Here is a 26,851-nt window from a genome sequence, read left to right as displayed (position 1 = left end):
CTGCACGTTTTTCTTATTATGATATTCAGTCTTTATCTACGCCCCAGGCATGGATGCCATGTTCGTCGGGCAGGATAGCCGGGTCGAAGACCGGTTCAACGCCGCGCTTTTTCTGTTCTAAGTAGCTGACGAAGGTTACATGAGCGTATTTATACAGGCGGGAGATTGCATAGAGGTTGGTCAGGCACAGGAGCCCCATGAAGAGGTCGGCCAGGTTCCAGACCAGGGAAAGTTCGGCCATGCTGCCGAAAACGACCATGAAGATGACCAAAGCCCGGAACAGGAAGAGAGCGGTCTTGCCCTTGGCTTCGAAGAAGGCAATGTTGATTTCACCATAGTAGTAGTTGCCGACAATGGAACTGAAGGCAAACATCAGGATCATGAAGGAAACCGCTGCCGGTGCCGAAGCACCGAAGATGCTGGCCAGCGATGCCTGTGCCAGTGCAATACCCGTAAGCTCGCCGCCCACGGTATACTGACCGGCCAGCAATACGATGAATGCGGTAGCCGAGCAGACCAGCCAGGTATCTACATAAACGCCGAACGCCTGAATCAGGCCTTGTTTGACCGGATGGCTGACATCTGCCGTGGCAGCGGCATTCGGTACGGAACCTTCACCGGCTTCATTGGAGAACAGGCCGCGCTTCACACCCGTGAGGATGGCAGAGCCGAGACCGCCACCAACAGCAGCCTGCGGAGAGAAAGCATCATGGATGATCATGGCGAACATAGCCGGAACTTTGTCAATATTGATTACTGTGATGATAATGGCCACGAGGATATAGAGACCTGCCATAATCGGAACAAGAAATTCCGTAACCTGGGCAATGCGCTGTACGCCGCCGCAGATGACCAGGCCGGTGAAGAATGCCAGCACGCCGGCGGTCACATACTGTGGGACATTGAAGGCCGTGGCTGCCGAAAGGGCAATGGTGTTTGCCTGTACGGAGTTATAGATAAGGCCGAAAGTGACAGCCAGCAGTACAGCAAAGAGCTTAGCCACGCCAGACTGATGCAGGGCGTTCTTGATGTAGTAAGCCGGGCCGCCGTGGAAGGAGCCATCAGGACGTTGGATCTTGTAGATCTGTGCCAGGGTACTTTCTACAAAACCCGTGGCACTGCCGATAAAGGCGATAACCCACATCCAGAATACAGCACCCGGGCCGCCCGTGACTATGGCGATGGCTACACCGGCGATATTGCCGACACCTACGCGGGACGCCGTGCTGACGCAGAAGGCCTGGAAGGAGCTGATGGCGCCGCCTTCCGTCTTTTTGCCGATTCCTTCCGTAAGGAGTTTTACCATTTCCGGTAACATACGCAGCTGGACGAACTTGGTGGACAGGGTGAAGTAGATACCACACCCGATCAGGATGATGATGAGCACATATGACCAAAGAATGGTATTGATGCTATCAACAACAGAGTTTAGTAAAATCATAAACAACCTTCTTTCCATAAAAAAATATAAAGCGCCTTTTGTTTCTGCCGAATCCAAAAGAGACAGAAATCCTGTCAGTTTTGCCGGGGAGAAGCAAAAGGCGCCATTGCCTGAAAAATATAATCTTTTATGCATAGATATTATAACTAAAAAGTTTACATGTTGTCAAGGATTGGACGATTTTCTGTAATCTTATCGTTTAAAATTGACAAAACAGATAGGAAAAGGTAAAGTATTAAAAAGAGATTAGATTTTTATGAGAACTTTCTTAGAGTATAGATGGCGTATGGTGGTGAAGACAGATGAAGCAGCGAGTACATGATTCCCAGAGCAAAGGGGAAAAGTCGGTGATTGTACTGGCCGTGCTGGTACTGATGCTGGTGTCGTTCTGTCTGTTTGGCATTATCTGTGAGCCTGATAGTGGTTATGAGGAAGAAAAGCCGAATATCGTCACAGCTGCTGACAACGGCAGTGACACAGAGGGACCGCGGATTGTCGGCGGCTTTGTACCGGAACGCCATATGGGACCGCCTCAGCCGAAGGAAGCGCCATTGTTTTTAAGCTGGGATTTTATCAACGGGCTGTTTGTCGTCATCATCCTTTTCGAGATTATCGTGTTCCCGTTATTGTTCTGGTTGTGGTTTGGCAAGCAACAGCATATGGAGGAGCAGTCTGACCGGTCAAATTGACCGGTTTTTTCTTTGTTTGTACTGATGAAAGAAATTTGTTTCGTGTTAGGTACTAGGAAAAAAGAGGAAAAACCGCTATAATAAGAAGGAATGTTTACAGATAGGACGATAGTTTATGATAATCACCATCGAAAATTTTACCAAGAGTTATGGCGAGAAAACCTTGTTCTCGGGCATTGACTTCAGCATGGAGGCCGGGGATAAGGTGGGGATTGTCGGTGTCAATGGTACCGGCAAATCCACCTTCCTGAAGGCGGTGGCTGGCCTGATTCCCGTGGATGATGGCACGATGACCACCATGCGGGGGCTGCAGCTGGAATATCTGGCGCAGGATAAGGCTTTTGCTCCGGAAAATACCGTGCTGATGGAAGTCTTTCGTGGGCTTTCCCCGCTGATGCAGGCTTTGCGCGAGTATGAGCTGGCTATGGCAAGGGCGGCAGATAATCCTGATGATAAGGCTTTGCAGCAGGAAATCATGCGTTATACTGCCGTGATTGATGAGAATGACGGTTGGCAGATTGAAAGTTCTGCCAAGACCGTGCTCACCAAACTGGGCATCAATGACTTCACTGCTCCGGTGGGCAGCCTTTCCGGTGGGCAGCAGAAGCGTCTGGCTCTGGCCACGGCTTTGATCCAGCCCTGTGACCTGTTGATCCTTGACGAGCCTACCAACCATCTGGACAGTGAGACCATTGCCTGGCTGGAAGAGTATCTGCGGGGGCTCAAGGGTGCACTTTTGATGGTGACACATGACCGGTATTTCCTCGATAATACCGCCAATAAGATACTGGAGCTTGACCAGGGTTCTGCCTATACCTATACGGGCAATTATTCGGAGTTCCTGGAGCAGAAGGCGGCGCGGCTGGAGCGCCTGCAGGCCACCGAGGCCAAGCGGCAGAACTTCCTGCGCAATGAGCTCAAATGGCTGCGCCGCGGCGCTCAGGCCCGTTCCACCAAACAGAAGGCCCGCATTCAGCGCTATGAGGAAGTCAAGAGCCAGAGCGTCAATATCAGCAATGATACGGTGGAAATCGGCTTGGCGGGCAGCCGCTTGGGCCGTACGGTCATCGAGCTGGATCATGTGCATTATGAAGTGGATGGCCGCACCATTGTGCAGGACTTCACCTATACGGTACTGCGCAATGACCGGGTGGCGATCTTAGGGGCCAATGGCACCGGCAAGACCACGCTCTTGAATATCATCGCCGGTCTGCAGCAGCCCACTTCCGGTACCGTGACCATCGGGCAGACAGTCAAAATAGGTTATTTTGCCCAGCAGGCCCGGGAGATGGATGAGCGTCTGCGGGCCATCGAGTATGTGCAGGAGGCCGCCCATTATATCACGTTGGCAGATGGTACCAGGATTTCGGCTTCCCAGCTGATGGAGCGTTTCCTGTTCCCGGGGGATCTGCAGTGGACGCCCATTTCCCGGCTTTCCGGCGGGGAGAAGCGGCGCCTTTACCTGCTGCGGGTGCTGATGGAGGAACCCAATGTCCTGCTGTTGGACGAGCCCACCAATGATCTGGATTTGGAGACCATGGCCGTGCTGGAAAGCTTCATTGACGATTTTCAGGGCGCCATCATCTTCGTATCCCATGACCGCTTCTTTGTGGACAGGCTGGCCGACAAGGTCTTTGCTTACGAGGCGGGCGGCAGGCTGCGGATGTACTCCGGCGGCTATTCCTATTACAAGGAAAGATTGGCGGAGGAACAGGCAGAAACAGAAGATACCGTCAAAAAGGAAAAGACCGCTGAGCTCAAGGCAAAACCTGCTGCCAGCCACGATAGCGAACCAGCCGCCAAGCGGCGTTTCACCTTCAAGGAGCAGAAGGAATATGCGGAAATTGAAGGCATCATCGCCAGCAAGGAAGGGGAACTCAAGGTGGTGCAGCTCCAGATGGCGGAAAATGCCACCAACTTTGGCAAGCTCAATGAGTTGGCCAAAGAGGAAACAAGGCTGAGCGCTGAACTGGAACAGCTGATGGAGCGTTGGGAATATCTCGAGGCCATCGCGGAGGAACAAAGTCAATAAGGCTTAGGCCTTAATATATAAAAAAGGGGAAAAGAAAATGGCATTCAACAAGGAACAATTTGCAAATCTCATTGAGGAATTCACGGTCAAGACCGAACAGCTGCGGGAAATCGCCGCTGATTTCCGTTATGACCTGCGCCTGGGGCTCAAGGACCCGGATCAGTCCTCCCTGCGCATGCTCAAATCCTATGTGGGCCTGCCCACGGGCAAGGAAACCGGTGAGTATCTGGCTTTGGATTTCGGTGGCACGAACCTGCGTGTCCTGCGCATCAAACTCCTGGGGGAAGGCAAGTTTGAAGTGCTCAAGAAAGTTGCCAAGCCGCTGAAGGTGGAAGGCGTTTATGACTTTATCGGTGCAGACTCCACTGCGGAAGAGATGTTTGATTTCATCGCCGAACTCGTGGACGAAGCCGTGGAAGGCGACCACACGACGAAGTATCTCTTAGGTCATACCTTCTCGTTCCCGTCCGAGCAGACTGACCTTTACAATGCCAAACTGATCATCTGGACCAAGGAATTTGCTACGCCGGGTGTTGAAGGCAAGGTGGTCAATGACCTGCTCAAGGAAGCTTTGCATCGTCAGGGCATCGACAACGTAGAGCCGACGGCTGTCATCAATGATACGGTGGCCGTACTGCTGGCCGCTGCCTATAAGCAGCCGGATATCTACATCGGTTCTATCTATGCTACAGGCCACAACACCTGCTATCTCGAACCCTATGCCGACAGCGCTGATGCTCCCATGATCCTGAATCTGGAATCCGGCGGCTTCATGAAGCTCGTGCCCAGCCGTCTCGATATCGAATTCGACAAGGCCTCTGAAAAGCCCGGCGAACAGCGTCTGGAAAAAATGGTGTCCGGCCGTTATATGGGTGAACTCTTCGGTATGGCCCTGGCTGAACTGCTGGACGAAAAAGGCAAGAACTACGGCTTTACCAGCATCGATATGAGCAATATCATTCTCGATGAAAGCGCTGACAAGGCGGAAGTAGTCAAGATCGTTGCCGCTAAGACGGGCAAGACCATTGAAACGGCTGATGCAGAAATGGTCCGCGACCTGGCCAGCGCGCTGGTGGTTCGTTCTGCCCGCCTCGTTACGGCATCCTTTGTGGGTATCATCTGGCAGCTGGCCGGTGAAGGCAAGGCACCCAAGCAGCATATTGCCGTGGACGGTTCCGTCTATGAAAAGATGCCGCTGGCCAAGGAAAATATCATGCGTGCGCTGTCTGAACTTCTGGGTGAAGAAGCCAGCGTGGTGGATACGGTGCTGGAAAATGGCGGCAGCGGTTTAGGCGCAGCTATTGCAGCAGCAATGTCCCAGAAATAAGCAACATCAAAGTAATGAAGGAGCATCTCCATGCAGCAGGCACAATCCCTGAATATGAACCTCTCGCAGCATCTGTCCATGACCATGAAGCTGCAGCAGGCAATCCAGATACTGCAGTTATCGGCCCAGGATCTGAAAAATGAAATCGAAAAAGAATATTTGGAAAATCCTGCGCTGGAGATGGAATATGGTGATGGTGCCGGCGAAAATCAGGGCGAGCTCTTCCGGGCGGATAATCTTACGGCGTTGGCCGATTATCTGGGGGACGACAGCAATGATTTCAGTGGTGGGTTTGCGGAACGGGAGCATGTCTTTGAATCGGCAGCTCCTGTAAGCACCACCCTGGAAAATGAACTGCTGGAACAGGCTGAATTTGCCTTTGACGACGATGAGGAGCGGGCCATTGCCACCTTCATCATCGGTTCCATTGACGATTGGGGTTATCTGACCTTGCCTGTGGAAGATATTGCCAGGACTATGGGCACGGAGCCTGCGCAGGTTGAGCAGGTTTTGGCTGTAGTGCAGGGCTTTGAGCCCGTGGGGGTTGGCGCCCGCAATTTAAGCGAATGCCTGCGCCTGCAGGCACAGAAGCTGGGCATATACAATGGCCTCGTGGCGGCACTGATCGACAAACACCTGACGGATGTGGCCGATGCCCGCATCAAGGAAATCGCTGCGGCGGAAGGCTGCAAGCCTGCGGAAGTGCAGATGGCGGTGGATATCCTGCGCAAGCTCGATCCCAAGCCCGGTAGCGTCTACGGTGGCGAAGCGACCAGCTATATCACGCCGGATGTATTGGTGCAGAAAACGCCCACGGGGTATCAGGTAAGCCTTAACGACACCTATATCCCAAAACTCAAGATTGCCCCCTTATACAAGGAGGCAGCAGATTTTGACAAGGATACCCAGAAATATATCAGCAAGCGCCTGAGTGCTGCTTCCTGGCTGATCAACAGCATTGAGCAGCGCCGCAGTACCATCAAGAAAGTGGTGGAGGAAATCATCCGCGTGCAGCATGATTTCCTGGAGGAAGGCCATGCCAGCCTCCGGCCGCTGACCATGGGGGATGTGGCCGAAGCCATCGGCGTCCATGAATCAACCGTCAGCCGGGCAGTAGCCAATAAGTACGTGGAACTGCCCAACGGCATCATGGCCCTGCGGAAATTCTTCACGGCCAGTCTCAATAAGAGCAGCAGCGGCGAAGATTTCATCGCCAGTCAGGCCAAGGCCGCGATCGAGGAGCTCATCAAGGGGGAAAATCCCCAGAAGCCCCTGAGCGACCAAAAGCTTTGTGAACTGCTGAAAGAAAAGAATATGGAACTGTCCCGCCGTACGGTGATGAAATACCGTGAACAGCTGGGCTATCCGTCGTCAGTAAAACGCAAGCGTTACTGAAAATAAGCAGACAAAAATTGACCGGTCATAATTGACCGGTCAATTTTTGTCTGTAATGCTATATGGAAAAATCGAATTAGTTCTTGTCGCAGCTATCAGCTTTGGCCAGTTTGGCGCAAGCGGCAGCAATACGGTCGATGAAATCATACTCCATGGAAGTAGCTTCAAAAGCCTCCTGGAATTCACGGCTGCCCAGTTTCTGATCGAGAATTTTTTCGCAATCGCGCATGAGTAAAATACACCTCCAAAATTAATGGTACATCTTAGTACCTGCTAACAGAAAATATTATAGCAGGTAAAATCATTTTTGCAAGTAATTTTTTAAGTATTTACCATAAAAATTTTTTATAGCGAATAGGGGGAAACTATGTGTTTGCTGACAGGAATACCCTTTACAGTTCTCAGGTTCTTGTGTATAATCTAATGTATTAACGCTTTACGACACTAAAGGAGAATAGACGCATGGAAAAACTTTGGGACACGTTCCTGCTGATGCTGGATGGTTCAGAAATAACGTTGGAGATATTTTTTGTTACCCTGATACTGGCCCTGCCTTTGGGGATGCTGGCTGCTCTGGGGCGTTTGTCCAGCTTCAAGCTGGTGAGCCGGCTGGTGGAATTCTACATCTGGATCATGCGGGGCACGCCGCTCATGCTGCAATTGCTGTTCGTCTATTTTGCCCTGCCGATGATTGGCATCCGTCTGCCGGACATTGCTGCGGCCCTGCTGGCGTTTACGCTCAACTATGCGGCCTACTTTGCCGAGATTTTCCGCGCCGGGATTCAGGCAGTGCCCAAGGGACAGTATGAGGCAGCCAAGACGTTGGGCATGAGCTATCCGCAGACCATGCGTCGTATTATCCTGCCGCAGGTTATTCGTATCGTGCTGCCGCCAGTGAGCAATGAGACCATCAATCTGGTCAAGGATACCTCTTTGGTTTACATCTTGGCCATGAATGATCTGCTGCGTGTGGCCCGTACGATCGTGCAGCGGGAATTTGATATGACACCGTTCCTGTTTGCGGCAATCTTTTATTTGGTGATGACCTTTGTCCTGACCTGGGGCTTTAAGAAATTGGAGGCATATTATGGCAAATACTAAGCAGGACGAAGTCATGCTGAAAATGACAGATATTCATAAGTCCTATGATCAATTGGATGTTTTGAAGGGTATCAATCTGGAAGTGCGCCGGGGGGAAGTCCTGGCCATTATTGGGCCATCCGGCTCCGGGAAAAGCACGCTGCTTCGCTGCATCAATAAGTTGGAAACCATCGATAAGGGCAGCATTGCCATCAAGGACAGGTTCCTGGTGCAGACCCAGGATGGTGAGGCAAGGTACGCAAATGGCAGGGAAGAGCGGGAAATCCTGGCCAGCACGGGTATGGTATTCCAGCAGTTCAATCTCTTTCCGCATATGACGGTGCTGGAGAATCTGTTGGAGGCGCCTATGCAGGTGAAGGGGCTGAAACGCAGTGAAGTGGAGCCTTATGCCCGCGAACTGTTGGATAAAGTAGGCCTGTCTGACCGGGCTGATTATTATCCCTCGCAACTGTCAGGCGGCCAGCAGCAGCGTGTAGCTATTGCCAGAGCCTTGTGCATGCAGCCGGATATCATGCTGTTTGACGAGCCAACCTCAGCCCTCGATCCGGAGCTTACCGGCGAAGTCCTGAAAACCATGCGGGAACTGGCTGCGGAACATATGACCATGGTGGTTGTTACCCATGAGATGGCCTTTGCCCGGGAGGCAGCCAGCCATGTTATCTTTATGGCGGATGGCAACATCGTGGAAGAAGGGGAACCGGCGGCATTTTTTGCGGCCCCCAAGGAAGAACGGACCAAATCATTTTTGCAGAATATGCTGTAGGATGGACATTGGGCTATGGAAATTTTCTGCGAAGGGCGTTATAATTAGAATAACGTAAAGAGATATTTTAACCTGGTGTAAACTTGTAAACCTTCGCCGTATATTGTAAAATAGGTAATGTTGATTGTAACTATTGTATGAGGATTTTGCTATATGAGTACATCTACCTATACGAAACGTATTATTCCCTGTTTGGATGTCAAAGCCGGCAGGGTGGTGAAGGGCACGAATTTCGTTGGCTTGCGGGATGCCGGTGATCCGGTGGAACTGGCAGCGCGTTACGACAAGGAACGGGCCGATGAACTGGTTTTTTTGGATATCACGGCTTCCAGTGACCAGCGGGATACCATTGTGCAGGTTGCCCAGGATTGTGCCAGTCAGGTGTTCATTCCCTTCACTGTCGGCGGCGGTATCCGCACGGTGGAAGATATGCGCCGTATGTTGAAAGCCGGTGCCGACAAGGTATCTGTGAACACGGCGGCCATCAAGAATCCTGAACTGATTCGGGAAGGTGCGGCAAAGTTTGGCCGTCAGTGCGTTGTCCTGGCGGTAGATGCCCGGCGCAGTGGCGAAGATAAGTGGGAGGTCTTTGTCAATGGCGGCCGTACGCCGACAGGTCTTGACTGTCTGGATTGGATAAGGAAGGCTGTGGATTTGGGAGCTGGAGAGATTCTGCTCACCAGTATGGATGCCGATGGCACGAAGGATGGTTATGATATTGCCTTGACAAGGGCTGTTTCTGAGGCGGTGGATGTCCCGGTTATCGCCTCCGGCGGCGCAGGCAAGCTGGAACATTTCTATGATGTGCTGACAGAGGGCAAGGCAGATGCGGTATTGGCAGCTTCCGTATTCCATTATGGGGAGTTTACGGTACGGCAGGTTAAAGAATATCTGAAATCACGGGGCGTGGAGGTAAGATTCTGATGAATGAAGTTGATATTTCCATGATTAATTTTGACGACAAGGGGCTGGTGCCGGCGGTCGTGCAGGAGGAAAATGGTCAGGTACTGATGCTGGCCTATATGAATGCGGAATCCCTGCAGAAGACCATTGAAACAGGATACACCTGGTTCTATAGCCGCAGCCGCCAGCGCCTTTGGAATAAAGGCGAGGAATCCGGCAATAAGCAGAAGGTGAAAGAGATTTCCTATGATTGCGATGGCGACACCCTGCTCATCAAGGTTCACCAGACCGGTGTAGCCTGCCATACGGGGACTTATACCTGCTTCAGCGGTCGTAAGCTGCTGGCTGAAAATGAAAAGGGCTTGGCTGTTGTTGAGCCCGAGCAGGAAACTTCGCTGGCTACCGTGCTGAACGATCTGTATAATGTCATTCAGAATCGTCAGCTCAACCCGGTGGAGGGGTCCTATACTAACTATCTCTTTGAAAAAGGGCAGGATAAGATCCTCAAAAAAGTCGGAGAAGAGGCTGTGGAGACGGTTATTGCCTCTAAGAATAACAAGAGCGAAGAAGTGCTCTATGAGATGGGCGATCTTTGGTATCATTGCCTGGTGTTGCTGGCATACCATAAGCTCACGCCGGATCAGCTGCTGGATGAGCTCATGAGCCGCCGCAAGGGTGCTTCCTATCACAAGTTTACAGGCAAGACGGGCGTAAGACCTGATTTATAAGATTTATTTTGAAAGTCCGAGGACATTTTTCTGCATTATGGCGGGGAAATGTCCTTTTTTCGTTGCATTATGCTTTCCAGAATGATAAAATAGTAAGGAATGAATTGTTCGGACTTTGATTGCGCAGACGCAATGAAATATATGAATTAAAAATTTGAGTAAGAAGACAATTGAATTATGGAGGTGTAATTTTTGTCAAAAGCACAAAAACTACAGATTATTCCCTTAGGCGGACTGGGGGAAATCGGCAAGAACATGACCGTTGTTCGGGTTGAGGATGAAATCCTCGTGATTGATTCCGGTCTTATGTTCCCCGAGGAAGATATGCTGGGGGTTGACCTGGTTATTCCGGATATCAGCTATCTTTTGGAGAATCGCGATATGATCAAGGCGATTGTCCTGACTCACGGCCATGAGGACCATATCGGGGCGCTCCCGTATGTCCTCAAACAGCTGAATGTGCCGGTTTATGGTACGCGCCTGACTTTGGGGATATTGGAAGGCCGTCTTAAGGAAAACGGGGTGGATTCCAGCAATCTGCATTCGGTAATGCAGGGGGATATTATCAATGTGGGCTGTTTCAGCGTTGGTTTTATCCGCGTGAATCATTCCATTCCCGATGCGGTGGGACTTTCCATCAAGACGCCGGTGGGCATGATTGTTCATACCGGTGACTTCAAGCTGGATTATACACCCATTGATGGCAAGATGACGGATTTCCGTCGTTTCTCGGAGCTTGGCAACAAGGGCGTTCTTCTGATGATGGCCGATTCTACCAATGCGGAACGGGCTGGTCATACGCCCAGCGAAAGCACGGTGGGAGCATCCTTCGATAAGGCTTTCCATGGCGCACGCAGCCGCATCATCGTGGCGACGTTCTCGTCTAACGTCCACCGCATCCAGCAGGTGATTGACACGGCCGTGCGTTACAAACGCCGCGTGGCGATCCTGGGCCGCAGCATGGTAAATGTTGTGACCATATCCCTGGAGCTTGGTTATATCACAGCTCCGGAAGGAACTATAATCGATATTGATGAGATCAATAACTATCGTCCAGAACAAATCGTCATTGTCACTACGGGCAGTCAGGGCGAACCCATGTCGGCACTGACGCGCATGGCACTGTCTGACCATCGCAAGGTCACCATTGTTCCCGATGATACGGTCATCATTTCGGCTACGCCGATTCCGGGCAATGAAAAATTGGTTTCCAAGACCATTGACAATCTGATGCGTCTCGGTGCCAACGTAATCTATGGCCGGGATAAGGAAGTCCATGTATCCGGCCACGCCAGCCGTGAAGAGCTGAAGCTCATGCACAATCTCGTGCGCCCGAAATTCTTCATTCCCGTTCATGGTGAGTACCATCATTTGGTACAGCATGCCAAACTGGCCCAGGAATTGGGCATGGCCAAGGATCATATCTTCCTGGGTGAGAATGGTTACGTATTCGAGTTCACTCGGGATAAAGGCCAGGTGGCCGGCAAGGTTCCGGCTGGCATGGTCATGGTTGATGGTTTGGGCGTCGGCGATGTGGGCAATATCGTCCTGCGTGATCGCCGTCAGTTATCTCAGGATGGCATCCTGATCATCGTTGTGGCCATGGACCGGGCATCCAACACCGTTGTAGGTGGCCCGGATATCGTTTCCCGCGGCTTCGTCTATGTGCGTGAGTCTGAAGCCCTGATGGATGAAGCCAGAGCCCGTGTTGAACAGGCACTGGATCGCTGCCAGGAGGAAGGCGTAAAGGAATGGGCTGCCATCAAGGCCAATGTCCGTGACGCCTTGGGACGTTATCTCTTTGAGAAAACCCGCCGCAGACCGATGATCCTGCCGATAATTCAGGAAGTATAGAATTTTAATAAGCATAGCTGAAAAGACATTGAAAGTCTGCATGGTTTTTCAATGTCTTTTTTGCATGCAAATACCTGATTGATTAAGAGAAAGTGCGAATTTGAGAGAAAAACCTTGAAAATTTACGAAAATGCAGGTATTATAATAAAGATATCGAAATAGATAGGAGGCATAGTGTTGATGAAGAATTTTACGAAGTGGCAAGGCTGCGGCAACGATTTTGTTCTGTTCGATTGTCTCCAGGAAGACATTCAGGATTATGCAGCTTTGGCCCGCAAGGTCTGTGACCGTCACTATGGTGTGGGGGCAGATGGGATATTGATAGTGCTTCCTTCTGATAAAGCTGATTTTCGCATGCGGATCTTCAATACGGATGGCAGTGAGGCGGAGATGTGCGGCAACGGTATCCGTTGCTTTGCGCGCTATCTCTATGACTTTGGTTTGACGGAAAAGACCAGCTTTACCGTGGAAACGGGGGCGGGGATTCTCGTTCCGGAGATCGTATTGGCAGATGGTCAGGTCAAAGGTGTCAAGGTGGATATGGGTGAGCCGCATCTTTTGGGGGAAGAAATCCCCGTGGTTGGTTTTGACGGTCAGAAAGTCATTGACCGGTCAATGTCCGTAGCTGGCAAGGAGTATAAGTTCACGGCGGTATCCATGGGCAATCCCCATTGTGTGATTTTCGTGGATGATGCGGAAAACTTCCCTATCTATGAGTTGGGGCATAAGTTTGAGACACATGAATTGTTTCCGCGCAAGACCAATACGGAATTTGTGGAGGTCAGAGACCGTCGGCATGTGCGCATGCGGGTTTGGGAGCGCGGGGCTGCGGTGACGCTTGCCTGTGGCACGGGTTCCTGTGCCACGGTAGTAGCCGGCATCCTCAATGACAAGCTGGATCGTGAAGCTGAAGTGGAACTGGATGGGGGCAAGCTGCTGATCCATTGGGCGGATAACAATCATGTCTTTATGACTGGCCCGGCCGAATTGGTGTTCAGCGGGGAGCTGACGGATTGTGAGGCATTGTCATGTTGAAAAGTATGACCGGTTTCGGCGCAGCAACTGTGGAGCTGGATGATTATAAGGTTACGGTAGAGATCAAGGCCGTCAACCAGCGCTTCCTGGAGTTGATTTTCCATATGCCACGTCAATTAGGCCAGTGGGAAGAATGCCTGCGTCAGCTGGTGCGTCAGACTGCTGCCCGGGGAAAGGTAGATCTCTTCATCAACTATGTGGACAAGCGGGAGTCCAAAAGTTCCATTCGGGTGGATAAGGGGTTGGCCCTGGCATATCAGTCCGCTTTGAATGAGCTCAGTGATACGCTGCATCTCCCACGCCCGGACAGTGCTGCTATGTTTGCCAGTTTCCCGGATGTCCTGCAGGTGGAGCAGACCACGGAGCTGGATGGGTTCCAGCCTGTATTGGAAGAGGCTTTGGGAAAGGCCCTGGCAGCCTTTGATACCATGCGTCAGCGTGAAGGCGCACATATCGCTCAGGATTTTGAGCAGCGTCTGGTGAAATTGGAAACGATGCGCCAGCAGGTCATAGAATTGGCGCCGTCCATTGTGGAAGAACGGCGTCAGCATCTGCAGGCAGTGCTGGCAGATGCTTTGGCGGGTAAGGATTTCGACGAGGCCAGAGTGATTCAGGAAACCGCTCTCTTTGCCGACCGGGTGAATTATACCGAGGAAGTTGTACGGCTGGAAAGCCATATTGCCCAGTTCCGCCAGATCATGGCCGCAGACGAACCTGTGGGCAGGAAACTGGATTTTCTGATCCAGGAATTCAACAGGGAAACGAACACCATTGGCTCCAAGGCTAACAGCAAGGATGTGGCCCAGCTGGTGGTGGATATGAAGAGCGAGATCGAAAAGATTCGCGAGCAGGTGCAAAATATCGAGTAAAGGGGAGATACTGGTGGATATCAAACTCATCAATATCGGCTTTGGTAATATTGTATCGGCCAATCGCATTGTGGCCATTGTGAGCCCTGAATCAGCGCCCATCAAGCGCATTATTCAGGAAGCCCGGGATGGGGAACGGCTTATCGATGCTACATATGGACGCAGGACAAGGGCTGTCATCATTATGGACAGCGACCATGTCATCCTTTCTGCGGTGCAGCCGGAAACAGTTGCGCACCGGGTCGAGGATGATGACGAAGATGTAAAGACGGAGAAAGAGAAAGAAGACGAAGAGTAAATGAACAAAGGATTATTGATCGTGGTTTCCGGACCTTCGGGAACAGGCAAGGGAACTGTATGCAGTGAACTTTTGAACCAGGCCCAGGATCTTGCTTACTCCATTTCTGCCACTACACGTCAGCCGCGCGCAGGCGAAGTAGATGGCAAGAATTATTACTTCATGGATAAAGCGGATTTTGAAAAGCGGATTGCCGAAGGCGGTTTCCTGGAATATGCCAATGTTTATGGCAATTACTATGGTACGCCGTTGGCGAAGATTGAAGAACGTCTGGGCAAGGGCGAAGATATCCTGCTGGAAATCGACACCCAGGGTGCCTTGAATGTCATGGAAAAGTGCCCGGATGGGCTGTTCATCTTCCTGGTGCCGCCTTCCATCGCTGAGTTGGAGCGCCGTATCCGCGGCCGTGGCTCTGAGACGGAGGAATCCCTGCGGAAGCGTATGGGTTCGGCCCGTAAGGAAATCGAAGATGGCAGGAAATACGGCTATGTGGTTGTCAATGACACGGTGAAGAATGCCGTTAATCGCATTTTGGCGATTCGTACCGCTGAACATTGCCGTGTAGATAAAAATCAGAACATATTTGAGGAGTTGGCAGATTAATGAAAGTAATGAGCAAACCGGAAATGAGCATGGTAAACCCGTCTACGGATAAATTGATGTCCCGTGTGGACAGCCGCTATGGCCTCGTGGTATGCGCTTCCAAGCGTGCCCGTCAGCTGGTGGATGGGGACGAGCTCAAGGATATCGAAATGAAATCCACGAAGGACGTAACCAATGCTCTGGAAGAAATCGCCGAAGGCAAGATTGCCTACAAGATTTCCAAGGCTGATCTGTAAGATGGGAACCTTAGAAGGCAAGAAAATTGTTTTGGGTGTGACGGGAGGCATTGCCGCTTATAAAGCGGTGGAGATTGCCTCCCGTCTCCGCAAGGCAGGGGCAGAAGTCCATGTGATCATGACAAAGGAGGCCACAGAGTTCGTCACGGAACTGACCTTTCGGGAGATCACGGGACAGCCTGTATCTGTGGATATGTGGGCTAAGGTGGCCAATTTCAATGTGGAGCATATCGCCCTGGCAAATCTGGCCGATTTGGTGCTGATTGCGCCGGCAACGGCGAATATCATTGCCAAGATCGCCGCAGGTATTGCCGATGATATGCTGACTACTACGGTATTGGCGACGAAAGCCCCGGTTATGCTGGCACCGGCCATGAACACCAATATGTATGAAAACCCCATCACCCAGCGGAATATGGCAGAGCTCCGAACCCGGGGTATGCAGCTCATTGAACCGGCTTCTGGTCATCTGGCCTGTGGTATCGAGGGCAAGGGGCGTCTGCCGGAACCTGTGGATATTGTGCAGGCGGTCAGCGATTTCATGACCGAAGCGCAGCCATTGCGAGGCCGAAAGATCATTGTTACGGCTGCGGGGACCATTGAACCATTGGACCCGGTTCGTTTCCTGGGCAACCATTCCACCGGCAAAATGGGCTACGCGATTGCAGCGGAAGCTGCCCGGCAGGGGGCAGATGTATTATTGGTATCCGGGCCCAGCGGCCTGCCGGCCCCGGCAAATGTACGTATCGAGCGCATTCAGACTGCCCGTGAGATGCAGGCGGCTGTGCAGGCGGAATACGCGCAGGCAGATGCCGTCATCATGTCGGCTGCAGTAGCGGATTACCGTCCCAAAGCAGTGTCGGCTGAAAAGATCAAGAAGAGTGATGATGAGCTGGTATTACATCTGGAGCGCAATCCGGACATCTTGTTGGGACTGGGCCAGCAAAAGCAGCAGCAGATCCTTGTGGGCTTTGCCGCTGAAACCTGCCATCTGGAGGAATATGCCAAAAAGAAACTGGCCAAGAAGAATCTTGACTTCATCGTGGCCAATGATGTTTCCGCAAGGGATGCCGGCTTTGCAGTAGACAATAACCGCGTCCAGCTTTATTTCCGCGATGGCCGCGTAGAAAAATACCCATTGATGGCAAAAACGGAATTAGCCAAGGTCATATTGGACAAGCTGGCAGCAATCCTGCCCTGACCAAAAGGAGGCGTGCTATGCCTAAGGTTACCCGTGAAGATATTCCTAACTGGTTCCAGCGTAAGACTGGTTTCAATGTCGATGTGGAAGAACTGAAAAAAGCGGCGGAACTTGACCGCATAGCCTGCGCTGACGAACCCATGAAGCTGATGCGGGAGCTCTGGGGGATAACCCCCCGGGATTGTGAAAAGCTGTTGGGGGCTCCCAGCCGTACGGTGGAAATGTGGTTTCACAAGGAGGCATCACGCCCGCCATCCTGGGTGGTAAGGCTCATTGTGGAGAAATGCGCAGAGCTTCATGAACGGCGGCTGCAAAGAGAAAAGAAGCGCCGCTGATTATATATGAACAGATATGCAACTGATAATTTTACTCAATTAACTTGACAGATAAAGCATATACTTGTAAAATGGGATCTGTTCTCATTTACTGTTATTTTCCTGAGAGGAGTGTTTCGTTTGAAAAAATTGATGGGTATATTGTCAGTTGTTTTTTTATGTCTGGCAATGGTTGGCTGCGGCAGTCAGGCAGGTCAGAGCAAGAAGGAATTTACCATCGTCACATCCTTTTATCCCATGTATATCGACGTCCTGAACATCACCAAGGGAGTAGATGGGGTGAAGGTGGTCAATATGACCAAGCCGCAGACCGGTTGCCTGCATGACTATCAGCTGACCACGGAAGATATGAAGACCTTGGAAAGCGCGGATGTGTTTGTGGTGAATGGCGCAGGCATGGAAAGCTTCCTGGATAAGGCTGCCAAGCAGAATCCGAAGATGAAGACCATCGAGGCATCCAATTACAAGGATATCGAACTGCTGAAAGATGGTGATGAGGAAAATCCTCATGTCTGGCTGTCTGTTACCTATGCCATTGCACAGGTGAAGGCGATTACCGCAGGCCTTTGCGAAGCAGATCCGGCGCATAAGGATGCTTATCGGCAGAACGCCCTGGATTATTGCATGAAGCTGGAAGCGCTGAAAAAGGAAATGCATGAAAATCTCGATGACCTGCCCCATAAGGACATTGTCACCTTCCATGAAGCTTTCCCTTATCTGGCCAAGGAATTCAAGCTGAACATTGCCAGCGTCATCGAGAGAGAACCCGGTACGGAGCCGACTCCGCAGGAACTGGAAGACACCATCAAACAGGTCAATGGTCTCAGCACGAAAGTCCTGTTCATGGAACCGCAGTATTCACCTGCTGCCGCAGAAACGATTGCCCGGGAAACCGGTGCAAAGATCTATCAGCTGGATCCTGTCGTAACGGGAGAGGCTGATGAAAGTGCATTGGACGCTTATATTAGTACGATGAAAAAGAATATGGAAGTATTGAAAGAAGCGTTAAAGTAAAAGGAAATTTTCATAAATAATAGGAAACCGTCGTCAATTCACCTTGACGGCGGTTTCTTTTCGTGCTAACATAAGTCGTGGGACATAATTATAACATAGTAGTACGATAATCTATGATTATAATTCATAATTACGATAACTTCATGTTATTATTAGTTAGAATATAGGTAATCATATCTTCTATTTATGTATGATGAATGTCCGTGTTATTAAAATCTGTTGCCGGAATCGAAGATGAGTCGGCACTGATGAGGGAGGATTTTCCATGATTGATATTCTTGACCGCGTGCGCAACAAAGAGTTGCAGAGCAAGATTGTCACGGCGGAAGAAGCAGCAGCTTTTTTCAAAGAAGGCATGAATGTTGCAACCAGTGGTTTTACAGCCTCGGCATATCCGAAAGCCATTCCACTGGCATTAGCTGAACGGATGAAGAAAGAGCCGTTCACCATTAACCTCTGGACGGGAGCTTCCACAGGCCCAGAGCTGGATGAGGCATTGGCCAAAGTTCATGGTATCAAGAAGCGTTTACCCTACCAGACGGATAAGGATCTGCGCAATGAAATCAACGACGGTTCTGTAGATTATCTGGATCTGCATCTTTCCGAGTCAGCCCAGCTCAGCCGTTGCGGCTATCTTGGCAAGGTGGATGTGGCGGTGGTAGAGGCCTGTGCCATCACGGAAGAGGGCAATATCATCCCGACGACATCACTGGGTAATGCCGCTTCCTATGTGCAGAGCGCCGATACGGTCATCGTGGAAGTCAATACTTCCCAGCCGCTGGAACTTGAAGGCATGCATGATGTGTATATCCCGATGGATCCGCCAAACCGCCTGCCCATTCCCATCGTCAAGGCTACGGATCGTGTAGGTACGCCTTATATCCCCTGCACGCCGGATAAGATCAAATACATCGTTCCCTGCGATATTCCTGACCATACGCGTCCGCTGAAGGCGATTGATGAGGATTCCCGCAAGATGAGCCAGTTCACCCTGGACTTCCTCAAGAAGGAAGTGGAAGCCGGCCGCATGCCGAAGAATCTGCTGCCGCTGCAGTCTGGTGTCGGCAACGTAGCCAACGCTGTTATGGCAGGGTTCGTAGATTCCGACCTCAAGGATCTGACGGTTTACACCGAAGTAATCCAGGACGGCATGTTGGACCTCATCGATGCCGGCAAGCTGCTGATTGCCTCTGGTACGGCTTTCAGCCCGTCCCCGGAAGGCATGGCACGTTTCTATAAGGATGTGGCCAAATACAAGAAGTATCTGTTGCTGCGTCCGGAAGAAATCTCCAACAGCCCGGAAGTCGTTCACCGTCTCGGCGTTATCGCCATGAACACGGCTATCGAAGTGGATATCTACGGTAATGTCAACTCCACGCATATCACGGGTACCAAGATGATGAACGGTATCGGCGGCAGCGGCGACTTTGCCCGCAACGCATATCTTACCATCTTCTATACGCCGTCCATTGCCAAAGGCGGCAAGATTTCCGCAGTTGTGCCCATGTGCTCCCATATCGACCACACGGAACATGATGTGGATATCATCATCACGGAACAGGGTATTGCCGATCTCCGTGGCAAGGCTCCGCGTGAGCGCGCTTTGGAAATCATCAATAACTGCGCCCATCCGGACTATCGTCCGATTCTGCTGGATTACTTCGAGAGAGCAACCGAAGCAACCCACCATGCCAATACGCCGCATATTCTCGAAGAGGCTCTGTCCTTCCATGAGAGATTCGTGGCCAATGGCAGCATGATGAAAGACTAATACAAAATATATAGATAGATTTAACTGAATGAAGCAGGAGGTATATCCTAATGAGCACGGAAAAAATTCAGGCTGAGCTGGCCAAATACCAGGCTAAAGTCGAAAAAGCAGTAGCACGTTTCCCGGAACGTCCCCATCTGCCGGAGCAGCGTCTTTATACGCCGCTGGATATCAAAGGCGATGACTATGCGGACGAAATCAGCTTCCCGGGCGTTTATCCCTTCACCCGTGGTGTACAGCCCACCATGTACCGTGGCCGTTTCTGGACCATGCGTATGTATGCCGGTTTCTCCACGGCCGAAGAGTCCAACAAGCGCTATCGTATGCTGATTGAAAACGGCGCTACGGGCCTTTCCTGCGCCTTTGACCTGCCGACGCAGATCGGTTACGACTCCACCGATCCGATTTCCGAAGGTGAAGTTGGTAAGGTTGGCGTGGCCATCGACTCCCTGGCTGATATGGAAACGCTGTTTGACCAGATTGACCTGGGCAAGGTTTCCACGTCCATGACCATCAATGCACCGGCTTCGGTCCTTTTGGCCATGTACATCGCTGTGGCTGAAAAGCAGGGGGTTCCTGCTGACCAGCTCCGTGGTACGATTCAGAACGATATCCTGAAAGAATACGCAGCCCGCGGCACGTATATCTTCCCTCCGCGCCCGTCCATGCGTCTGATCACGAATATCTTTGAATACTGCTCCCAGAACGTACCGAAATGGAACACGATTTCCATTTCCGGTTACCATATCCGTGAAGCAGGTTCCACGGCAGCGCAGGAAATCGCTTTCACCATTGCTGATGGTATCGCTTACTGCGAAGCTGCTATCAAAGCTGGCCTGAAAATCGACGATTTCGCTGGCCGCCTGTCCTTCTTCTGGAACGCACACAACAACGTGCTCGAAGAAGTTGCCAAGTTCCGTGCTTCCCGCCGTATTTGGGCGAAAGTCATGAAGGAACGCTTCCATGCTGAAAAAGATAAATCCATGATGCTGCGTTTCCACACTCAGACTGCCGGCTCCATGCTGACGGCTCAGCAGCCGAACAACAACATTGTCCGCGTTGCTCTGCAGACGGCCGCTGCTGTTATGGGTGGTACGCAGTCCCTGCACACCAACTCCCGCGATGAAGCTCTGGCTCTGCCGACGCAGGAATCCGTTACGATTGCTCTGCGCACGCAGCAGATCGTGGCTTACGAAAGCGGTCTGGCTGATGTTATCGACCCGCTGGCTGGTTCCTACTATGTAGAGGCCATGACGGACAAGATCGAGGCTGAGGCTTGGGATTACATCAAGAAGATTGACGATATGGGCGGTGCCGTTGCTGCTATCGAAAAAGGCTATATCCAGAAGGAAATCCAGGATTCCGCCTACAAGTGGCAGATGGATGTTGAATCCGGTGCCCGCACCATCGTTGGTGTCAACAAGTTCCAGATGGAAAATGAAGAACCTCCAAAAGATTTGCTGAAGGTTGACGAAGCTGTTGGCGAACGCCAGAAGGCAAAAGTCAACGCCATGAAGGAAAAACGCGACAATGAGGCTGTAAAAGCAGCTCTGGCTGATCTCAAGAAGGCTTGTCAGGACGAAAATGAAAACCTTATGCCGCACATTCTCGCCGCTGTCAAGACCTACGCAACGCTCGGTGAAATCTGCAATGTCATGCGTGAGGTCTTCGGCGAGTACGAAGCTCATGTCAGCCTGTAATGGACAGCAAATCGTAATATAGCGTTTAGCTTGGAGGAATACAAAATGGAAAAGAAAATCAGAGTTCTTGTTGCCAAACCGGGCCTTGATGGCCATGACCGCGGTGCAAAGGTTGTTGCCCGCGCCCTGCGTGATGCCGGCTTTGAAGTTATCTACACGGGCCTGCGCCAGACTCCGGAACAGATTGCCGAAGCTGCCCTGCAGGAAGACGTTAACGTTGTTGCCATGAGCATCCTGTCCGGTGCCCATGGTCACCTATTCCCGAAAGTCGTTGACCTCATCCGTGGCAATGGCATGACCGATACACTCATCATCGGCGGCGGCGTTATTCCCGATGGCGATATCCCGGCCCTCAAGGAAGCTGGCGTAGCAGAAGTGTTCACGCCGGGCACTCCGACCAGCGATGTGGTCAACTTCATCAAGGAAAATGTAAAGCTCTGATCAAGCGGGACAAGTAGGTGTTAGGAGGGGGAAGCTGATTAAGATGAGCTTTCCTCCCTGACACTATTTTCTTGCATTACTACCGAGAGGTGGTGACAAGTTGGATATAGCAAAAGAATTACTCAAAGGCAATCGTCTGGCGCTTTCCAAGGCCATTACGGCCATTGAAAACGAATATCCGGAAGCCACGGAAATCATGAAGGAAATCTATCCACATACGGGCCATGCCTATGTATTGGGCATCACGGGGCCGCCGGGAGCCGGCAAGAGCACTCTGACGGACAAGATTACCCGGGCCTATCGTGCCCAGGGCAAGACCGTGGGGATTGTGGCGGTGGACCCCACCAGCCCCTTTACCGGTGGTGCCATCTTAGGCGACCGTATCCGTATGAATGAACTGACACTTGACGCAGGAGTCTTTATCCGCAGCATGGGCACCCGCGGCAGTCTGGGAGGGTTATCCCACAAGACTGCTGATGCCGTAAAGGCCATGGATGCTTTTGGAAAGGACATCATTATTGTCGAGACTGTTGGCGTAGGCCAGTCGGAGGTGGATATTGTCAAAGCCGCCGATACAACGATGGTCGTATTGATTCCCGGCATGGGGGATGATATCCAGGCCATCAAGGCTGGTATCTTAGAGATTGGTGATCTGTACTGCATCAATAAATCTGACCTTGACGGGGCGGACAAATTGGTGCGGGAAATCAATATGATGCTGGATCTGGACAGCTTCATGACGGATTGGCGGCCGCCCATTACCAAGGTGATTGCCAGCCAGAACGAAGGTATTGAAGAGCTTATTGGTACTGTAGAAAAGCACAGGGCGTATATCGAAGGCAACGGTGAACTCACCAAACGCCGCACGAAGCGCACCCGTGATGAGATGCTCGACATTCTGAACAGTGGTATCAACAATCATGTCAAGCGGCAGATCGTTGACAGCGGCCGTTTGGATGCTTTTGTGGAAAAGATTCGCGCCCATGATACCGATCCCTACACAGTGGTGGGGAATCTGATGGACGAGATGCTGAAAAAATAACAGAATCCATTATTTTAGGAGGTATGAATCATGTTTAAGGTATTAGGTGTAGACCATATTGGTATTGCTGTTGGTGACCTCAAGGAAGTTGGCTCCTTCTGGGGCGATATGCTGGGCCTGCCTAACAACGGTGAGGAAACCGTTGAAGAGCAGAAGGTGACCACGGGTTTCTTCCCGACGCCCAATGGCAGCGAGATCGAACTGCTGGCAGCTACGGCGGATGATTCCCCGATTGCCAAGTTCATCGAAAAGAACGGCGGCCGTGGCGGCATCCAGCACATTGCCCTGCGTGTGGACAACCTCGAAGCAGCTCTGGCGGACCTCAAGGAAAAAGGCGTGCGTCTGATTGACGAAAAGCCCCGCAAGGGTGCCGGCGGCGCCAAGATTGCCTTCGTTCATCCGAAAGCTTCTCATGGCGTGCTGCTCGAACTTTGCCAGCGTGACTGATAATTAAAGAGTCGTTTGCAAGACAGGTCTTGACATTTTTTCGATGTCAAGACCTGTTTTTGCTTTATGATTAGTATTATTTAATATAAGATAAATATAAATAATCATTGAAATATTTTATAATAAATAGTATTTACTTATATATAGTCGTTGTAGTATAATTAGCAAGGACTTAGCAGATTAACGGTTTATTGATACTATTTAGAAAAGTTATGAAATTTTTTTTATGGTTGCAGGAAATTGACTGGCTTTGACGAATAGAAACCGTAAGGGGAGATATCTGCTAACAAAAACTTATAAGGAAAGGGAGATTACAATTATGGAAATGTTAGTTGGTCTCGTAGTACTGCTGGCCTGCCTGATTGTCGGCGTCCGTCATGGCGGCATCGGTCTCGCAGTCATCAGTGGTATTGGTCTCATTATCTTCACTTTTGTCTTCGGCTATAAGCCGGGGAACCCGCCTATCGATGTTATGCTCACGATCTTGGCGGTTGTAACCTGCGCCGGTTTCCTGCAGACTTCCGGCGGCTTGACGGTTATGCTGAAATACGCGGAGATTTTTCTGCGCAGCAACCCGAAACAGGTTACGATCTTCGCTCCACTCACTACCTGGTTCTTGACGGTGCTCTGCGGTACTGGTCACGTGGTTTATACCATGTTCCCCATCATCTATGATATCGCTATCAAGCAGAATATCCGTCCGGAGCGTCCTATGGCTGTTGCTTCAGTGGCATCCCAGATGGCTATCTGTGCTTCCCCTGTATCGGTAGCTGTCGTATCCGTCGTTAGCTTCTTTGCTGCGGCTGATTTCCATTATTCTGTTTTGCAGATTTTGTCTGTATCTATCCCTGCAACCGGCTTTGGCGTGCTCTGTGCTGCTCTGTGGTCTTACCGCCGCGGCAAGGAGCTGGCTGATGATGAACGCTTCCAGGCCTTCATCAAGGATCCTGAGAACCGTGACTATGTGTATGGTGACACGGAATCCCTGATGGACAAGGAACTGCCCGCAACTTATTACCGGGCAATGTACATCTTCTTTGCCGGCATCCTCGTCATTGCCTGCCTGGGCAACTTCCCTGATCTGCTGCCGCACTTCAAGAATGCCAAGGGTGTGATGAAACCTATCTCCATGACGATTGTCATCCAGATGGTCATGCTCTTTGTGGCTGCTATGATCCTGCTGAGCTGCAAGATCAAGGCTAAAGACGTGGGTAACAGCCAGGTGTTCCGTTCTGGTATCGTAGCACTCGTATCCGTATACGGCGTTGCTTGGATGGCCAGCACTTACTTTGGTGCACATATGACCTTCCTGAAGGAAAGCCTCGGTGCAGCAGTGACGACTTATCCTTGGGCTTATGCCATCATCGCCTTCCTGACGTCCAAGCTGGTTAACTCTCAGGCAGCTGCCATCGCCATTGTTGTGCCGCTGGCTCTGTCCGTAGGTATGGATCCGGTGATGATCATGTCCTTTATCTCTGCCTGCTATGGTTACTTCTTCCTGCCGACTTATCCCTCCGACCTGGCCTGCATCGGTTTCGACCGTTCTGGTACGACCCGCATCGGCAAGTACATCCTGAATCACAGCTTTATGATTCCGGGCCTTATCGGTGTAGCAACTGGTTGCTGCATGGGCTTTGTTATGGCACATATCGTTATGTAAAGGAATATTTTCCATAAAAAAATCGGCGGTTCCATTGGGAACCGTCGATTTTTTAGCTGATTTTATTTATTCTTGTTGGCTTTACTCTCTTTCAGGAGATCTTTGCAGAAATCGATGAAGGATTGGGCAGCCTTGGAGATGTAGCGATCTTTTTTCCAGGCTAAGCCGACATCGACAAAGAGAGGATCGGAGAGGGGGATAGCCTTGACACCAGGTGTATCTTCGACTACCATGTTAAGCAGGAAGGCGATACCCACGCCACTGGCTACGAGACCTTTCAACGTGACGACCTGATTGGATTCCAATACGATATTGGGCGTAACATTTTCTTCCTTCATCTTGGAAAGAATGGTCTGGCGCAGGAAGGAACCTTCCTTGAGCATGATGATGTTTTCCTCTGCAATATCCTGCAGGGAAATGCTCTTCTTTTCCGCCAGCGGACTGTCCTCCGGCACACAGCAGACAATCTGGTCTGTGGTCATGGGCAGCAGCTGCAGGTGATTGGAGGCGCCGGAAATGATGATGATACCGAAATCCAGTTCATCCCGTTCCAGCTGTTCACGAATGGACATGGAGCCTTCTTCGTGCATAAAGATTTCCAGATGGGAATAGCGGCGCTGGAAACTGGAGAAGATCTTGGGGAAGAGGTAAGCACCCATCATGGGAGGGATACCGATTTTGATGGTACCCTTTTGGAGCTGCTTGTAGTCGTTGACTTCCAGCACGGCGTCCTGAATATTGCGGAGCGCCAGTTCTACGCGATTGAGAAAGACGGCACCTTCCGGCGTCAGGGACAGCTGCTTCTGGCTGCGGTCAAAGAGCTGGATTCCCAGTTCGGCCTCTAGTTTCTTAATCGCTACGGTGATGTTGGGCTGGGACACGCGAAGGCGTTCTGCAGCCCGGGTGATATTTCGCAGACGGCTGGCCATCTGGAAATATTCAAGTTGTCTAAGTTCCATCGTATCGCTTCTTTCTCTATAAACTAGTTTTATTCACATCTATTATACCATACTTTTGATGAATGTATGATATAATAATAAAAATTTATTATAAAAAATAGAAAAATTTTTCTGACTCTATAGTAGGATTTTTATTCTGCGTATGGAATTATACAAATTAGATACATGTGTATTTTCTGCTTAGATGATGTTCCTTCAATAGCAAAGGAAGGTTAGGGGGGCTTTTATCTTGGAAATTTCAACACTTATAGGCGCAGTGGGCGGTCTTATTTCCGTCTTCGTCGGCATGATCATCAAGGGTGCACCTATTAGCTCGCTGAATAACCCGGCAGCATTCCTGATTATTATCTGCGGTACTTTCTCCTGCTTGTTCACAGCATTCAACATGAACCAGCTGAAAAACTTGCCCAAGCTGATCAAGATGGTTTTTTTCAAGCCCTCACTTCATGAGAAGTCAGAGCTTTTGGGCCTGTTTATCGAACTTTCCCAGATTGCCCGCCGTGAAGGCATTCTGGCGCTGGAAAGCAAGGTACAGGAGATTGAAGATCCCTTTTTCCGTACCGGTTTAGGCATGGTCATTGATGGTATGGACCCGGAATTCGTCGGCGATGTATTGGATGCAGAACTGGCGGTCATGCAGGAACGTCATGCAGAAGGCCGTGCCATGTTGGAGCAGGCTGGTCTTTATGCACCTACCCTTGGTGTGTTGGGCGCCGTTATCGGTCTTATCGCTGCTCTTGGTAACTTGAACGACGTTAACAAATTAGGTCATGCAATTGCTGCAGCCTTCGTTGCTACGATTCTTGGTATCTTCACCGCATACGTTGTCTATCTGCCTATGGCTAACAAGCTGAAGCTTTTGTCCAAGGCAGAGGTCAGTGAGAAACGCATGATCATTGAAGGTATCCTCTCCTTGCAGGCCGGTGATTCACCTACGGCAATTGAAGCAAAACTGATGGTATTCATTCCGCAGTCCGAACGTGAAGGTTTGAAGAAGGAGTGATTTG

At 50.8% G+C, this 26,851-nt stretch carries 27 protein-coding genes; 24 read left to right on the top strand and 3 right to left on the bottom strand.

Annotated elements, in window-relative coordinates; genetic code table 11:
• Positions 1 to 25: 25 nt before the first annotated feature.
• Positions 26 to 1,441, bottom strand: coding sequence for an alanine/glycine:cation symporter family protein (locus tag SELR_RS08095; RefSeq protein WP_014424730.1), 1,416 nt, complete (start codon positions 1,439 to 1,441; stop codon positions 26 to 28).
• A 302-nt stretch (positions 1,442 to 1,743) separates the two neighbouring features.
• Here SELR_RS08095 and SELR_RS08090 point away from each other — a divergent pair, with 302 nt between their 5' ends.
• The 4 genes from SELR_RS08090 (at position 1,744) to rpoN (ending at position 6,884) form a co-directional block, all read left to right on the top strand.
• The gene (locus SELR_RS08090; RefSeq protein WP_014424729.1) at positions 1,744 to 2,130 is read left to right on the top strand and encodes a hypothetical protein; all 387 of its coding nucleotides are present in this window, start codon (positions 1,744 to 1,746) and stop codon (positions 2,128 to 2,130) included.
• Between the two features lie 115 nt (positions 2,131 to 2,245).
• Positions 2,246 to 4,162 (top strand): ABC-F family ATP-binding cassette domain-containing protein, encoded by a 1,917-nt coding sequence (locus tag SELR_RS08085; protein WP_014424728.1) that lies wholly within the window; start codon positions 2,246 to 2,248, stop codon positions 4,160 to 4,162.
• A 37-nt stretch (positions 4,163 to 4,199) separates the two neighbouring features.
• Complete coding sequence (locus tag SELR_RS08080; RefSeq protein WP_014424727.1) at positions 4,200 to 5,489, top strand: hexokinase family protein; 1,290 nt, start codon at positions 4,200 to 4,202, stop codon at positions 5,487 to 5,489.
• A 30-nt stretch (positions 5,490 to 5,519) separates the two neighbouring features.
• The gene (gene rpoN, locus SELR_RS08075; protein WP_014424726.1) at positions 5,520 to 6,884 is read left to right on the top strand and encodes an RNA polymerase factor sigma-54; all 1,365 of its coding nucleotides are present in this window, start codon (positions 5,520 to 5,522) and stop codon (positions 6,882 to 6,884) included.
• A gap of 76 nt (positions 6,885 to 6,960) precedes the next feature.
• On the opposite strand, the gene SELR_RS18865 is transcribed toward rpoN, so the two are convergent.
• Entirely contained in the window at positions 6,961 to 7,113 is a 153-nt protein-coding gene (locus SELR_RS18865) for a hypothetical protein (protein ID WP_014424725.1), read from the bottom strand.
• Positions 7,114 to 7,346: 233 nt separating this feature from the next.
• Here SELR_RS18865 and SELR_RS08070 point away from each other — a divergent pair, with 233 nt between their 5' ends.
• The 19 genes from SELR_RS08070 to SELR_RS07980 all read left to right on the top strand — a co-directional run bounded on the left by SELR_RS08070 (position 7,347) and on the right by SELR_RS07980 (position 24,885).
• The gene (locus SELR_RS08070) at positions 7,347 to 7,985 is read left to right on the top strand and encodes an amino acid ABC transporter permease (RefSeq protein WP_014424724.1); all 639 of its coding nucleotides are present in this window, start codon (positions 7,347 to 7,349) and stop codon (positions 7,983 to 7,985) included.
• Positions 7,972 to 8,748 carry an amino acid ABC transporter ATP-binding protein gene (locus SELR_RS08065; RefSeq protein WP_014424723.1) on the top strand — a complete coding sequence of 259 codons (777 nt, stop codon included), beginning with the start codon at positions 7,972 to 7,974 and terminating at the stop codon, positions 8,746 to 8,748. Before SELR_RS08070 ends, SELR_RS08065 begins: the two co-directional genes overlap by 14 nt.
• 153 nt (positions 8,749 to 8,901) lie before the next feature.
• Positions 8,902 to 9,672: an imidazole glycerol phosphate synthase subunit HisF gene (gene hisF, locus SELR_RS08060; protein WP_014424722.1), complete on the top strand. Its 771-nt coding sequence runs from the start codon at positions 8,902 to 8,904 to the stop codon at positions 9,670 to 9,672.
• Complete coding sequence (hisIE, locus tag SELR_RS08055) at positions 9,672 to 10,379, top strand: bifunctional phosphoribosyl-AMP cyclohydrolase/phosphoribosyl-ATP diphosphatase HisIE (protein WP_014424721.1); 708 nt, start codon at positions 9,672 to 9,674, stop codon at positions 10,377 to 10,379. Before hisF ends, hisIE begins: the two co-directional genes overlap by 1 nt.
• A gap of 255 nt (positions 10,380 to 10,634) precedes the next feature.
• A complete protein-coding gene (locus SELR_RS08050; protein ID WP_231848137.1) occupies positions 10,635 to 12,233 on the top strand; it encodes a ribonuclease J in 1,599 nt (532 codons plus the stop codon).
• Between the two features lie 180 nt (positions 12,234 to 12,413).
• Positions 12,414 to 13,268, top strand: a complete 855-nt coding sequence (dapF, locus tag SELR_RS08045; protein ID WP_014424719.1) for a diaminopimelate epimerase — start codon at positions 12,414 to 12,416, stop codon at positions 13,266 to 13,268.
• A complete protein-coding gene (locus tag SELR_RS08040) occupies positions 13,262 to 14,137 on the top strand; it encodes a YicC/YloC family endoribonuclease (protein WP_014424718.1) in 876 nt (291 codons plus the stop codon). Before dapF ends, SELR_RS08040 begins: the two co-directional genes overlap by 7 nt.
• A gap of 13 nt (positions 14,138 to 14,150) precedes the next feature.
• On the top strand, positions 14,151 to 14,435 hold the full coding sequence (gene remA / locus SELR_RS08035) for an extracellular matrix/biofilm regulator RemA (RefSeq protein WP_014424717.1): 285 nt from the start codon (positions 14,151 to 14,153) through the stop codon (positions 14,433 to 14,435).
• Positions 14,436 to 15,038 (top strand): guanylate kinase, encoded by a 603-nt coding sequence (gene gmk, locus SELR_RS08030; RefSeq protein ID WP_014424716.1) that lies wholly within the window; start codon positions 14,436 to 14,438, stop codon positions 15,036 to 15,038. It abuts the gene before it with no gap.
• Positions 15,038 to 15,274, top strand: coding sequence for a DNA-directed RNA polymerase subunit omega (gene rpoZ, locus SELR_RS08025; protein WP_014424715.1), 237 nt, complete (start codon positions 15,038 to 15,040; stop codon positions 15,272 to 15,274). The genes gmk and rpoZ overlap by 1 nt, the downstream gene beginning before the upstream one ends.
• 1 nt (position 15,275) lies before the next feature.
• Positions 15,276 to 16,475: a bifunctional phosphopantothenoylcysteine decarboxylase/phosphopantothenate--cysteine ligase CoaBC gene (gene coaBC, locus SELR_RS08020; protein ID WP_014424714.1), complete on the top strand. Its 1,200-nt coding sequence runs from the start codon at positions 15,276 to 15,278 to the stop codon at positions 16,473 to 16,475.
• 17 nt (positions 16,476 to 16,492) lie between these two features.
• Positions 16,493 to 16,810 carry a hypothetical protein gene (locus SELR_RS08015; RefSeq protein ID WP_014424713.1) on the top strand — a complete coding sequence of 106 codons (318 nt, stop codon included), beginning with the start codon at positions 16,493 to 16,495 and terminating at the stop codon, positions 16,808 to 16,810.
• Between the two features lie 120 nt (positions 16,811 to 16,930).
• A complete protein-coding gene (locus SELR_RS08010) occupies positions 16,931 to 17,824 on the top strand; it encodes a metal ABC transporter substrate-binding protein (protein WP_014424712.1) in 894 nt (297 codons plus the stop codon).
• Between the two features lie 265 nt (positions 17,825 to 18,089).
• Positions 18,090 to 19,595, top strand: coding sequence for a succinyl-CoA:acetate CoA-transferase ScpC (gene scpC / locus SELR_RS08005; RefSeq protein WP_014424711.1), 1,506 nt, complete (start codon positions 18,090 to 18,092; stop codon positions 19,593 to 19,595).
• 50 nt (positions 19,596 to 19,645) lie between these two features.
• Positions 19,646 to 21,295 (top strand): acyl-CoA mutase large subunit family protein, encoded by a 1,650-nt coding sequence (locus SELR_RS08000; RefSeq protein WP_014424710.1) that lies wholly within the window; start codon positions 19,646 to 19,648, stop codon positions 21,293 to 21,295.
• Positions 21,296 to 21,340: 45 nt separating this feature from the next.
• Complete coding sequence (locus SELR_RS07995) at positions 21,341 to 21,736, top strand: cobalamin B12-binding domain-containing protein (RefSeq protein WP_014424709.1); 396 nt, start codon at positions 21,341 to 21,343, stop codon at positions 21,734 to 21,736.
• 100 nt (positions 21,737 to 21,836) lie between these two features.
• Positions 21,837 to 22,778, top strand: a complete 942-nt coding sequence (gene meaB / locus SELR_RS07990) for a methylmalonyl Co-A mutase-associated GTPase MeaB (RefSeq protein ID WP_014424708.1) — start codon at positions 21,837 to 21,839, stop codon at positions 22,776 to 22,778.
• Positions 22,779 to 22,808: 30 nt separating this feature from the next.
• On the top strand, positions 22,809 to 23,225 hold the full coding sequence (gene mce / locus SELR_RS07985; RefSeq protein WP_014424707.1) for a methylmalonyl-CoA epimerase: 417 nt from the start codon (positions 22,809 to 22,811) through the stop codon (positions 23,223 to 23,225).
• Positions 23,226 to 23,544: 319 nt separating this feature from the next.
• On the top strand, positions 23,545 to 24,885 hold the full coding sequence (locus SELR_RS07980; protein ID WP_014424706.1) for an anaerobic C4-dicarboxylate transporter: 1,341 nt from the start codon (positions 23,545 to 23,547) through the stop codon (positions 24,883 to 24,885).
• A gap of 62 nt (positions 24,886 to 24,947) precedes the next feature.
• Here the strand turns inward: SELR_RS07980 and SELR_RS07975 are convergent, their stop codons facing one another.
• Complete coding sequence (locus tag SELR_RS07975; RefSeq protein ID WP_014424705.1) at positions 24,948 to 25,844, bottom strand: LysR family transcriptional regulator; 897 nt, start codon at positions 25,842 to 25,844, stop codon at positions 24,948 to 24,950.
• A 229-nt stretch (positions 25,845 to 26,073) separates the two neighbouring features.
• On the opposite strand from SELR_RS07975, the gene motA reads away from it, so the two are divergent.
• Positions 26,074 to 26,847 (top strand): flagellar motor stator protein MotA, encoded by a 774-nt coding sequence (motA, locus tag SELR_RS07970; RefSeq protein ID WP_041914338.1) that lies wholly within the window; start codon positions 26,074 to 26,076, stop codon positions 26,845 to 26,847.
• Positions 26,848 to 26,851 lie beyond the last annotated feature (4 nt).

The organism is Selenomonas ruminantium subsp. lactilytica TAM6421, assembly GCF_000284095.1.
GTDB lineage: Bacteria > Bacillota > Negativicutes > Selenomonadales > Selenomonadaceae > Selenomonas_A > Selenomonas_A lactilytica.
The sequence above is the reverse complement of the archived record's forward strand: the minus strand, read 5'-3'. Positions and strand labels throughout refer to the sequence as shown.